At 62.3% G+C, this 12,294-nt stretch carries 10 protein-coding genes; 1 reads left to right on the forward strand and 9 read right to left on the reverse strand.

The features are described from left to right. Positions 1 to 64 precede the first annotated feature (64 nt). Both J6524_RS33125 and J6524_RS33130 read right to left on the reverse strand, forming a co-directional pair. Complete coding sequence (locus J6524_RS33125; protein ID WP_225678098.1) at positions 65 to 1,483, reverse strand: M20 family metallopeptidase; 1,419 nt, start codon at positions 1,481 to 1,483, stop codon at positions 65 to 67. A gap of 90 nt (positions 1,484 to 1,573) precedes the next feature. Further along, positions 1,574 to 2,821, reverse strand: a complete 1,248-nt coding sequence (locus J6524_RS33130; protein ID WP_225678099.1) for a multidrug effflux MFS transporter — start codon at positions 2,819 to 2,821, stop codon at positions 1,574 to 1,576. A gap of 230 nt (positions 2,822 to 3,051) precedes the next feature. Between J6524_RS33130 and hemC the strand changes: the two genes are divergently transcribed. Further along, positions 3,052 to 4,038: a hydroxymethylbilane synthase gene (gene hemC, locus J6524_RS33135; RefSeq protein ID WP_225678154.1), complete on the forward strand. Its 987-nt coding sequence runs from the start codon at positions 3,052 to 3,054 to the stop codon at positions 4,036 to 4,038. 69 nt (positions 4,039 to 4,107) lie between these two features. Here hemC and J6524_RS33140 read toward each other — a convergent pair whose 3' ends face one another. From J6524_RS33140 to J6524_RS33170, 7 genes are all read right to left on the reverse strand, one after another. Then, a complete protein-coding gene (locus J6524_RS33140) occupies positions 4,108 to 5,130 on the reverse strand; it encodes a hypothetical protein (RefSeq protein WP_225678100.1) in 1,023 nt (340 codons plus the stop codon). A 525-nt stretch (positions 5,131 to 5,655) separates the two neighbouring features. Next, the gene (locus J6524_RS33145; protein WP_225678101.1) at positions 5,656 to 6,132 is read right to left on the reverse strand and encodes a Crp/Fnr family transcriptional regulator; all 477 of its coding nucleotides are present in this window, start codon (positions 6,130 to 6,132) and stop codon (positions 5,656 to 5,658) included. Between the two features lie 289 nt (positions 6,133 to 6,421). Beyond that, positions 6,422 to 8,803 (reverse strand): branched-chain amino acid ABC transporter ATP-binding protein/permease, encoded by a 2,382-nt coding sequence (locus J6524_RS33150; RefSeq protein ID WP_225678155.1) that lies wholly within the window; start codon positions 8,801 to 8,803, stop codon positions 6,422 to 6,424. Continuing rightward, positions 8,731 to 8,958, reverse strand: coding sequence for a hypothetical protein (locus J6524_RS33155; protein ID WP_225678102.1), 228 nt, complete (start codon positions 8,956 to 8,958; stop codon positions 8,731 to 8,733). The genes J6524_RS33150 and J6524_RS33155 overlap by 73 nt, the downstream gene beginning before the upstream one ends. Then, entirely contained in the window at positions 8,955 to 9,830 is an 876-nt protein-coding gene (locus J6524_RS33160; protein ID WP_225678103.1) for a branched-chain amino acid ABC transporter permease, read from the reverse strand. Before J6524_RS33160 ends, J6524_RS33155 begins: the two co-directional genes overlap by 4 nt. 102 nt (positions 9,831 to 9,932) lie before the next feature. Continuing rightward, on the reverse strand, positions 9,933 to 11,177 hold the full coding sequence (locus tag J6524_RS33165) for an ABC transporter substrate-binding protein (RefSeq protein ID WP_225678104.1): 1,245 nt from the start codon (positions 11,175 to 11,177) through the stop codon (positions 9,933 to 9,935). 175 nt (positions 11,178 to 11,352) lie between these two features. Continuing rightward, a complete protein-coding gene (locus tag J6524_RS33170) occupies positions 11,353 to 12,255 on the reverse strand; it encodes an IclR family transcriptional regulator (protein ID WP_225678105.1) in 903 nt (300 codons plus the stop codon). Between the last annotated feature and the right edge of the window lie 39 nt (positions 12,256 to 12,294).

Below are 12,294 nucleotides of genomic sequence, written 5' to 3' on the forward strand. Positions count from 1 at the left end.
AAACACGCGGAATCGCGTCCCGCGCTGCAAAAAATTTGTTCGTCGGCCGGTGGACCAGATCAGGTCAGGTCAGGGACATGTCCAGGGGTGGCGCGACGCTGTCCGGCAGAGGGTTGACATAGGGGGTGCGGGCTGTGCGCTTCTTCAGGTCGGCTTTGGCGGCGGCGATCAGCTCCGGTTCCGTCAGCGCCCGGACGCCGAGTCCCGCCATGGCCTTGGCGGCCTGCACCATTGCCTTGTGGGCGTGCGGGCTCTTGCCCTGCGCAACCACCTGCCAGGTGTGCAGGGGGGTGCCGATCGCAATGGTTGGCGCGTGGACCTGAACGGTCGGCACGACCCAGCTCACGTCGCCAACGTCAGTCGAGCCGATCAGCGGGTTGCGCTTGGCGTCCAGCGGCACGATGAAATCGGCCAGCGGCCGGTCGGTCGGCTCCATGCCGATCGCATGATAGACGGTGGCGATGTCCTTCTCGGTCAGCGTGGAGCGGATCTTCTGCGCGAAATCCTTATCGGCCTCGTCGAAATGCGGCGGGCCGAGTTCCTCCATGATGGCATGAAGGGCCTGTTCGAGCGGCGTGTTGGGCAGCAAGTTGGAGACGGCGGAAATGATCCGCATCTCCACGCTTGTCTCGGTCATCAGCGCCGCTCCTTGCGCGATCTTGTGGACACGCTCCACCAGTTCGTTCATGCCGGGCAGGTCGCGGGCGCGGATCGAATAGCGCACGCGCGCACGGGCCTGCACCACGTTCGGTGCGATGCCGCCGGTGTCGAGCAGAGCGTAGTGGACGCGGGCGTCGCTCGGCATGTGCTCGCGCATGTAGTTCACGCCGACATTCATCAGTTCGACTGCATCGAGCGCGCTGCGGCCAAGATGCGGCGAGGCCGCGGCATGCGAGGTGCGCCCGGTGAAGATGAAATCGGCGCGCGTGTTGGCGAGCGAGGGAGTGACGACCACTTCCCAGAAACTGTGCGGGTGCCAGGTGATGGCGACGTCGGCATCGTCGAAGGCGCCGTCGCGCACCATGAAGGTCTTCGCCGCGCCGCCTTCCTCCGCAGGGCAGCCGTAATAGCGGACGCGTCCCGGCACCTTGTGCTCGGCGAGCCAGTCCTTCACGGCGGTGGCCGCGAGCAGCGCGGCCGAGCCGAGCAGGTTATGGCCGCAACCATGGCCATGGCCGTCGGCCTCCAGCGGCCGCGGCTCCGCTACATTGGCTTCCTGGCTGAGACCCGGCAGAGCATCATATTCGCCGAGGAAGGCGATGACGGGCCCGCCTTCGCCCCACTCGCCCATCAAAGCGGTGGGAATGCCAGCGACCTTCTCGGTGACGCGAAATCCCTGATGACGCAGCTCGGCGAGATGTTCGGCAGCGGAGCGCGTTTCGGTGTAGCAGACTTCGGGCATGGCCCAGACCCGGTCGCTGAGAGCGATGAAGCGCGGCTTGATGGTGTCGACGCCACACCAGATGCTGCTGCGATTATCCATCTTGCGAGTTCCGCTTTTGAAAGGCGATCTGAGGGGCGAATTGTTATCAGCTTCGCCTGACAACGCCCAGCGCCCAGCGGCGATCAGCTATCACGGTTTGATACCGTACGGCCTGAACAGCCGGCCTTTCTCCACCGCCAGCACCACCGCAAGTGCGGCCAGCGAGCAGAGCAAAAAGCCGGTCGCGAACGGCACCAGAGTGCCGTCGAAATCCTGGCCGATGGTGGCACCGATGCCGATGCCGAGCAGCGTGGTGATCGAGCCGTAGAGCGACGCCGCGGTGCCGGCGATGTGGCCCTGCGGCTCCATGGCGAGCGCGGTGAAGTTTGAGATCATCAGCCCGAAGGCAAACATCAGCGTTACCGACAGCGCAATGAACAACGGCAAGGGCAGCATCTGCAGTTTTGCCGCCACCAGCATGATTGCGGCGATGACCACATAGGCGATGAGCGCAGCGTGGGAGATCACGCGCATGCCGAGGCGGCCGACGAGGCGCGAATTGACGAAGCCGGCGATGGCGGTGCCGACTGCGACGCCGGCAAAGGCGAGCGGAAAGTAATGCCCGAGCTGGTAGATGCCAGTGAATACCTGCTGCGCGATGAAGACGTAGGCGAACAGCGAGCCCAAGACGGCGCCGGCGACCAGTGCATAGCCCAGCGTCTGGCGGTTGGTGACGGTCTGGCGGAATGCATCCACCACCTCGCCGACGGCAAGCGATCTGCGGTTGGCAACCGGCAATGTCTCCGGCATGCGCAGCGCGCTCCAGACCAGCGCCACCACGCCATAGAGCATCAGCGCAACGAAGATGCCGCGCCATTGCGTCAGCAGCAGCACGGCCTGGCCGAAGGCCGGCGCGACGACGGGCACGGCAATGAATATCATCATCGCCAGCGACATCACGCTCGCCATGCGCCGTCCGGCATAACAGTCGCGAACGATCGAGGTCGCGATCACGCGCGTGGCCGACGTGCTGAGGCCTTGCAGCGCGCGCGCCAGCAGCAGCGTCTCGAACGACGGCGCCGCGATCGCAAGAAGGCTGGCGGCACAATAGACGGCCATGCCGCCGAGCAGGACCGGCCGCCGCCCGAACCGGTCGGACAATGGGCCGATCACGAACTGGCCGACGCCGAAGCCGACCAGAAAGATCGACAGCACCATCTGCGGCCGGTTGGCTGAGGTGATGTCGAAGGCGGATGCGATGTTCGGCAGTGCCGGCAGCATCATGTCCATCGCAAGCGGATTGAGCGCCATGATTGACGCAATCACGATTACGAATTCGGGAAAGCCCATTGGGCGGTGGCCGGAAGCGGCCACGACATCGGCGCTGGTGTCGGACAAACTGGAATTCCTCTGGTGACGGGCACTTTAGTGAATTTGCTGCGTCGCACAATCCGCGTTTTGGGAATGGCTGCCCGTCCACCACGCACCTTGAAGCGGACTCTTCGAGCGGAGGTCAGGTCCTGACGGGGTTATTGGCCAAAGTCGTTGTTCTGATTGGCGGCTTGTTCTATGCCGAGGCTCCAAACATAGGCGATGTTACTTTCGGAGACCTAGTGTCCGGACAAACCGTGAAGATCGGCACGCGCAAGAGCACGATGGCGCTGGCGCAGACGGAGGGGATCGCGCGGCTGTTGCGCGCGTCCGATCCCACGCTCGATGTCGAGATCGTCAAGTTCGAAACCCGCGGCGACCAGGACCAGACCAGCAAATTGCTGCGCCATGGCGGCAAGGGCGGCGCCTTCGTCGCTGAAATTCGCGAGGCGATGCGGCGCGGAGAGCTGCAGGCGGCGATGCATTCGCTGAAGGACGTTCCCGGCAATGAGGAGACCCCTGGCCTCGTCATCGCCGCGACGCTGCCGCGCGACGCCGCCAATGACGCGCTGTTGCTGCGCCCGGGTCTTTCGCTGGATGCGTTTCGTGCATCGCATGGCAAGAGCTTCAAGATCGGCACCAATGCGGTGCGCCGTGCGGCTTACTTGCGCCGGCTGTTCCCCGAGGCAACCGTGATCCACTTCCGCGGCGCGGCTGATACGCGCGTCGCAAAGCTCGATCGCGGCGACAAGCAGCGGCTACCCGATGGTGGCGAGGTCGGCCCGGCGGACGCGCTGGTGATGGCAAGGTCGGGGCTCGAGCGCATCGGCATGGCTTCGCGCATCGTCCACGACTTTTCGGTTCGCGAGATGCTGCCGGCGGTGGGGCAGGGCATCGTCGCGGTCGAATGCGTCGAGAAGGATTGGGTGACGCGCGGGCGCCTCGCCAGAATCGAGGATGCCTCTTCGCGGCTCTGCGCCGACGCCGAGCGCGAGGTGCTGTGGGTTTTGAACGGCCATTGCAACTCGCCGATCGCCGGCCACGCCACGCTTGATGGCCGCGACATGACGCTGACGGCGTCCGTGCTCGATGAAGCCGGCGACCGCTTCATCGAGGTGTCACGGCAGGGAGCGGCCGACCGCCCGCGCGAACTCGGCCGCGCCGTCGGGCTCGAGCTGCTCGACAAGGGCGCAGCAGAGATTATTGCGCGCACGCGGCCGGTGGAAGATTCGCTGCTTTCGTGAGAGATGCGTTTCGTTGTAACGAATCCGGGTAGCAGTGGCCCGGCAATTGCCGGGCCCTATGACGCGCAACTAGCGATCACCAATATCAGGTATCACCTGTTGATCTGGCTTATCGAAGTCAATCATGATCCGACCAGGTATATTGTTTATCTCCAAATTCCTGATCAGAAAGGCGCGACTTCCAACGTGGTCACCGTATTCATTCTTTGTGGTCTTCCAATCAGCAAACGCGCAGTACTGCGGGATGGAAAGTGTGCACCGATCTAACTGCGGATTTTTTTGGGAGAATCCGAGAGGGTGCCAGTCCACAGACAGGGCTCCGATGTACGCCTTCGCTGAATAGCCTTCGCCGCAGTGAATTTCACGAGCCAATTCACAATAACGCGGGTAGTTGTCCTTAAAGTTGGCCAATCGATAGGATGGGACACTGAAGCCCTCCAAGCCCTTCATTTGTGGAGCATTGAGGGCGCCAGTGCCATCTAAGAGCTTCTTATTGAGGTGGGCTTGTATTGCCTTGCGCGTTTCGACTTCTCGAACCACTTGCAAGAGCCCCCGAGCGTTCGCCGGAAATAGGTTCGTCTTGTCAACTGAGCGTAGAGGAAAAATTATCGCAGATACCCGCTTAGCATCTCTGCTCTGACCAGCCTTCGCTAGCGCGTCGACTACTTTATACCCAACCAGTTCATCGTAAGCGGCGACGAATGAGTATAGCTGATCAGAAGGCCCAAGAGTGGTTAGCCGATTGATCGCGAGTGCTGGGTCTTCACTAGGATTGTAGGAAATCAGCCGAATGACATATTTCACTTCGGTGTTGTCTTCCAAGTTTTTGACCACCTGTTCGGCGTCCATTTTCTTTAGCGTGTTCTTTTCCACGCTTACGAGGGCGCCTCTAGTTGGTCCAGCAGCGGCAAAGAGCGCGGCGAAAACGCTCAACAGAGCAACGTACTTCGTATTCGCCTTCCCCCAAAAGGCCAGAAGGCCAGCCACGACCAAAAGTGAGAAGCCAAAGATCGTCAGCAACGTGCTCTCAGTTGAGGCTGTAAGAGTTTGAACTAAGTTAGTGATATCGGAAATTTCAGCGTTGATAGCCATGTGAGAACTCCCCAAAAGAAGGTGCAAAGCGAACCCGCGCACTTTCGCGAGCGACCAGTCCAATCGGGGCGGTATGTATGTGGTGTAAGCCGCTCCCCGCTCTCTGCGGCGAGTTGGCTTGAGTCAGCCCTGCGGAAGACCAGGAAAGACCGCGAAAGGTGTTGTGTGTATGATTTTCTACTTTGTACCAACAGTTCAAAGGCGTAAGGGCATGAGCTCCTCCCCTTCGTAACCAGTACAACTTACCGTTTTAACTGTCGCATACAGCGCGTCCCAGCGCTGTGATCTAGTTCACAGGTCGTCTGCGGTGGTCTCCACGGACCGGCAGTGCCATCAGCGCGTTCACGCGCATCTTCGATGCGCTATGGCTTGCGGCGTACTGCGCTGCGGATCCGGGGATCATGCTGCGGAAATGGGTCCCGGCTCTGCGACAGCGTTGCACGCTGCATCGCGTCCGGGACACGGCATAAAATCTTCTTGCGATACTCGAGATCGGCGAGCGGCGACCGGTTCGAGCGCCTGCTATCATTGATCCGCGCGAGCGATCAGCTCGGCGATGCGAGCGTCGGCACGACGGAGCCGCCGACAAAGCTCGCGGTTGATGTTCTGCATCACGATCACGTATGCGTGGACGTCGGTCTTGTAGAACATGTAGAGATTCTTGGCCGTGAGCTCGTAGAGCACCGTTGCGCTCTCCGCCACGACGGTAGCCGAGCGGTTCTGCATTTCAATCAGCGTCATTTCGCCGAAGAAATCGCCGGGCTGGAGAACCGATATCCAGATTGAGCGTCCGGTATCGCCGAGTTTGCTGACGACGAGCTTACCCGAGTGAACAACGAACATCGAACGGCCCGGCTCTCCTTCGGTGACGATCGTGGCGCCGGCGTCGAAGCGGCGCTCGACCAGCATTGAGACCAACAGATCGAGGCTGGCGTCGGAGAGGCCACCGAAGAAGGGCGTGGCGAGCAAAAATGCTTTCAGATCGGGCGAGCTGACAGCCATCAATCCAATATACTCCCGCTTCCGGCAGCGGCAAGTTCGGACCTTCCTTTGCGGCCGTGGGTGTGCTGCGAATCTGTCTCCGTTCCGAATGGTATCAGCGCGCGAAGGTCGCCTTTGGATCCGTCATTGCGAGCCACCCGGTCGGCGCAAAGCGCCGCCGGATGACAGGCTCCGCGAAGCAATCCATCTATTCCCGAGCCGAAATGTGGATTGCTTCGCTGCGCTCGCAATGACGCGGATAGGCCGCAGTGTACATCACATACGCGGAGGCGCGATGACGCGGTGAGCGTCACAGCCACAAAATCTTCTTCCGGTATTCGAGATCAGTCAGCAGCGGCTGCGCCCGGCCCTGATGGAACACTGCGCCGCGCTCCAGCGCGAAGACGCGATCGGCGAGCGCCAGCACCAGATCGAGGTTGTGCTCGACGATCACGATCGAGATGTGCTGCCGGAGCCGGTCGAACACCTTGAAGAGTTCGACGATCACGGCCGGTGCGAGGCCCTCGAACGGTTCGTCGAGCAGCAGGAGCTTGACATTGCCCGACATCGCGCGCGCGACCGCCACCATCTGCTGCTCGCCGCCAGAGAGATAATCGGCCGCGACGTCCATGCGCTCCTTGAGGCGCGGGAAATAGTCGAGGATCTGCGCCTCATCCCAGACCACGCCGGTGCTGCCGTCGGTCTTGCGCGCCAGGCGGCCAAGCGCGAGATTTTCCCGCACCGTCATGCCGGCGAACAGGCCGCGGCCCTGCGGCACATAGCCGATGCCGGCGCGCGCGATCTCGGGCGCGGGCAGGCGGGAGATGTCGGCGCCGGCATATTCGATGCTGCCCGATGACAGCGGCACCAGGCCTGCGAGAGTCTTCAGAAGTGTCGACTTGCCGGCGCCGTTGCGGCCGAGCAGCGCGACGATCTCGCCCTCGCGCACGTCGAGCGTGGCGTCGTGCAAGATGTGGCTCTTGCCGTAGAAAGTGTTGACGCGTTCGAAACGCAGGATTGGCGCGGCACGCTCCCGGGCCTGTTCGCTGCTGACGTGCTCGACCTCTGGCACGCCGGTGCCGGTATAGATCTCCTGCACGCGACGATCGGCGCGTACGGCCTCGGGCGTGCCGGTCATCAGCACCTCGCCCTGGTTCATCACGGTGACGGTGCGGGAGAAGCCGAGCACGCGGTCGATGTCATGCTCGACGATCAGGACCGGAATGTTGGCGGCGATGTTCCTGACGACGTTCGAGACGCGCTCGCGTTCGGCGGCGGCAAGGCCCGCCAGCGGCTCATCGAGCAGCAGCACCTGCGGCTTGGAGCCGAGCGCGATGCCGAGATCGACCAGCCGCTGCCCGCCATAAGAGAGCTCACCGCCTTCGATCGTCTCGATGCCTTCGAGCCCAAGGAATTTGATCAGTTCGGCAGTCTCGGCGTGGATATCTTTGTAGTGATCGATGTCGCGCCAGAGATTGAAGCGGCCGGGGCTTTGCGCCTGCAGCGACAGCCGCAGGTTTTCGTAGATCGACAGGCCCTTGAACAGATTGGTGATCTGGAAGGAACGCGCCAGCCCCTGATGGCAGATCAGGTCTGATGGTACGCCCTGGATCTCGCGGCCATTGAGCTTGATGGTGCCGCTGTCGGTCGGATAGAGGCCGGAGACCAGATTGAACAGCGTGGTTTTCCCCGCGCCATTTGGGCCGATCAAGGCATGGATCTCGCCGGCGCCGACAGTGAGGCTTGCATTGGTTACGGCGCGGATGCCGCCAAACGTTTTTGAGACGCCGTGGACGTCGAGCACGGTACCATCGAGCGCCTTCGGTCGGAGGAACGCCGGCAGCGGCAGGCCGTCATAGATCTTCCGCTTGCTCATCGCGGCGGCTTCTTCCGGCGGCGGCCACCAGCGCTTGGCGAGCGTCGCCCAGATGCCGACGAGGCCGCCCGGCGAATACAGCACGAAGGCGACGAAGACGAGGCCGAACCACAATAGCCAATTCGGCGTCCAGATCGAAAACAACTCGCGGAACAGAATGAAGAACAGCGCGCCGATCGCCGGCCCCAGCATGCTGTGCATGCCGCCGATCACGACGATGGCGAGCAACTCGCCCGAGAACGGCACGGAGACTGCTTCGGCCGAGACGAGGTAATTCTGGAAGCCGATCAGCCCGCCGGCAAAGCCGGTGACCACGGCAGAGATGACAAAGACGGCGAGCTTGTAGCGCTCGACCGGATAGCCCTGGAAAGTGGCGCGCAACTGGTTCTCGCGGATCGCCATCAGCACATGCCCGAACGGCGAGCGCACCAGCCGCAAGAGCAGATAGAGCACGCCAAGGCAGAGCACGGAGACGACGACGTAATAGTTCAGCGCGCTATCGAGGCTGAACGGGCCGATGCTGCCGCGCTTCAGACCGCCAAGACCGTCTTCGCCGCCGGTCACCGCGGTCCAGCGGAAGGCGATGGTATAGGTCAACGCCGAGAGCGCCAGCGTCAGCAGCGAGAAATAGACGCCGCGCCGGCGCAGGATCACAAAGCCGACAAAGGTTGCGATAACGGCGACCGCAATTGCCGCCAGCAACAGCGGCAGGAAGATATCGTTATTGAACCAGTTGCGCTGGATCAGCCCCGCCGCATAGGCGCCGATGCCGAACCAGGCGCCGTGGCCGAACGAGACCAGCCCGGTATAGCCGATGCAGAGATTGAGCCCATCGCGGCGATGGCGAGCGCCACCACCATGATGCCGGTGTTGAGCGAGAGGCCGAGCAGATAGAGGCCGAACGGCAGCACGATGACGGCGAACGTAGCTGACAGCAGCGGGCGGTATTTGGCGGCGAGGGTGGTCGTCATTCGAACTTCTCGATCCGTTCGCCGAGCAGCCCGCGCGGCCGCACCATCAGCACCAGGAACATCAGGACGTAGATGGAGGCTTCACCGGCGGCCGGCGCGAAATGGATGGTGATACCCCTGACGACGCCGACCAGCATCGCCGCGAGCACCACGCCCCAGAAGCTGCCGAGCCCGCCGATGACGACGACGACAAAGGCCACGGTGATGATCTCGGCGCCCATGGCGGGATGCACGATCGTGATCGGCGCAAAGAACGCGCCGCCGAGGGCGGCCATGCCGACGCCGAGCATCACGATCGCGGTCATGTACGGCTGCAACCTGATGCCGAGGGCTGCGACCATATCCGGCCGCTGGATGCCGGCGCGCACCACGCGGCCGAACGAGGTCTTGTGCAGCAAGAGCCAGACGCCGATCAGGACTGCGGCGACAACGGCGAGGATCAGCAGGCGATAGCGCGAGAACAGGAAGTCGCCGAGGAAGACCGAGCCGCGGAACGCCTGCGGGATCGCGGCCGAGATCGGCGGCGCGCCCCAGATAATCCGGATCGCCTGCTCGGCGACCATGGCGACGCCGAACGTCACCAGCAGGCTGAGGATCGGATCAGCGTCATAGAACCGGCGCAGAATGAAGCGCTCGAACAGGATGCCGAGCAGCGCCACGGCGACCGGCGACAGCATCACCGCTGAACCGAAGCCGAGATATTTCGTGATCTCGACGGAGATGTAGGCGCCGAGCGCATAGAACGCGCCATGCGCGAGATTGACGATGCCGCCAACGCTGAAGATCAGCGACAGTCCCAGCGCGATCAGGAGGTAGTAGCCCCCGAGCACCAGGCCGTTCACCACCTGCTCCAGCAGAAATCCGAACTGCATCTGCGATCCGCAACCTTAAGAACGCGCCTGAAAAAGAGACGGCGCCGGCGCTGGATCTGCCGGCGCCGTTAGCGCCAGTGTGCCCGACGCCCAGATTGGGCTTTATGCCTTCATGTTGCAGGGATTTTGCGTCTTCGTCGGGTAGATCGATTCAAGCTCGGCACCGGCCGCCGGCACCGCTTCGCCGAGCACCAGCATGTCCCACTTGTCCTTCATCTCGCCCTTCGCCTTCACCGTGAACGGATAGGCCTCCTGCACGAGCTGATGATCCCAGGAACGGAAATAGGCCTTGCGCGCCTTCATGATGTCGAACGGCGTCTGCTTCTCGAAATAGGCGATCAGCGCGTCGCTTTCGGTCGACTTGGTCTCGTTGATCGCCTGCGCGATCATTTTCAGCGTGATGTATTCGATCCAGGCGTGGTTCTCCGGCGGCTTGCCGTACTTCTTGCTGAAGGCTTCGACGAAAGCCTTTGAAGCTGGATTGTCGAGCGTGTGATACCAGACCGTCGGCCAGGTGCCGGAAAGATTGCCTTCGCCCATCGCCCAGGCATCGCCGGTGTTGAGATTGAAGCCGACGAGGGGATAGGGGAAGCCGAACTCGGCATATTGCTTGACGAGGTTGGTAACCTGGTTGCCGGCGAGGTTGCAGCACACGACGTCAGGCTTGGCCTGCCGCACTTTGAGCAGATACGGGCTGAAGTCGGTGACATCGGTCGCGATCAGTTCATCGCCGATCAGCGTGGCGTCGTTGGCGCTGAAGAAGGCCTTTGCGGCCTTCAGCAGATCGTGGCCGAAAATATAATCGGCTGTCAGCGTAACGAACTTCTTGCCCTTCATCATGCCCTTCTGCTTGAGCGCGGTGCCGACGGCATTGACCATCACGGTGTTTGGAATGTCGCAGTGGAATGAGTAGCGGTTGCAATCCTTGCCGCGCAGTGCGTCGGAGCGCGCGCCGGTCGAGAAGAACACCTTCTTGTTGCGCTCGGCGACCTGCATGATGGTCAGCGACGAGGCGGAGGAGATTTCGCCGAGCAAGAGCGCCGCGCCGTCCTGCTCGATCATGCGCTGTGCTTTGGTCGAGGCAGTGGCGGGATTGACCGAGTCTTCGGAGATGAGGTCGATCTGCTTGCCCATGATGCCGCCGGAGGCGTTGATCTCCTCCGCCGCCATCTTCACGCCTAGTTGCGCGTAGCTGCCGATCGCGCCGAGGAAGCCGGTCAACGGCACCAGGTGGCCGATTTTTATACGCGCGGCCTGCGCACTGACGATGGACGGAAATCCGAGTGCGGAGGCGCCCGTGAAGGCAGCGCCGGCTTTCAACAGAGTACGTCGGCTGTAGCTGACCATTGCGATCTCCTCCCGAGAGTACGCGACGTTCTCTCTTCCGTTGCCGCTTATGCGACAATGTGAGAGACACTCTTTTATTATTGCAGGATATTTCCGGACGCAGTCCTTCCTGTCAACGCCAAATGCGTTGCAGTTGCGCTTCTAGCCGTGTGGAGAAGATTTAGTTCGATCGGACCTAAGAGGATTTCGCCAGACCCCGCGCGCCGAATTCGATCGACAGTCGACTGGCGGCCGATTGCACCAGCTTGGCGCGGCTTTGCAGCACCTGGTCGGTCATGCGCCAGATCGGGCCGGAAATGCCGAGCGCGCCGATCACTTCGCCGGTGAAATGATAGACCGGCACGGCGACGCAGCGGACTTCCGCGTTGAATTCGCCATCGTCGAACGCGATGGCGCTGCGGCGGACTTCGGCAATCTCGCGCAGCAGCACGGCGGGATCGGTGATCGACTTTTTCGTCGACGGCTTCAGTTCGACCCGTTCGAGAAAGCGGTTCAATTGATCGGGACGCAGCGAGGCCAACATGATCTTGCCGAGTGCGGTGCAATGCGCAGGGCGCACCACGCCGACGCGGTCGGTTAATTGAAACGCACCGGCCCCGCTGGTGCGGGCAATCACGACGACGGCATCGCCCATGCGCACGGCAAAATGGCCGCTTTCGCCGGTTTCGCGCGAAAGGTCTTCCAGGATCGGCGTGGCGAGATTGACCATCTCGATTTCGTCCAGCGCGCTTGCCGCCAGCGCAAACAGCGGCCGGCCGACGCGGTAGCGTTTTGACTCGCGCTCCTGCCGGAGATAGCCGAGCGAGACCAGCGTCTTGGCGAGGTGGAAGGTGGTCGAATTGTGCAGGCCGACCAGCTTGCTGAGGTCGGCCAGCCCGATGCCTTCGCGGTGACGGGCAACCTCTTCGAGAATCGAAAACGCGCGGCCGAGCGACTGCACGCCGCCCCGTGCGCGCTCCTCGGCCTCGTCATCGATGTTGGGTTCGCTCGATGGCATCAGCCTTGCGATCGAGATCTTGCGGGGCGTCGCCTGCTTGTCGCTCGTCTTCGGCTTGGTGCGCGGTTTCACGGGAATCATCTCTCCAGGTGGCGAGGCGAACTCTATTCACACCGTCCC

Source organism: Bradyrhizobium hereditatis (genome assembly GCF_020329435.1).
Taxonomy (GTDB): Bacteria; Pseudomonadota; Alphaproteobacteria; order Rhizobiales; family Xanthobacteraceae; genus Bradyrhizobium; species Bradyrhizobium hereditatis.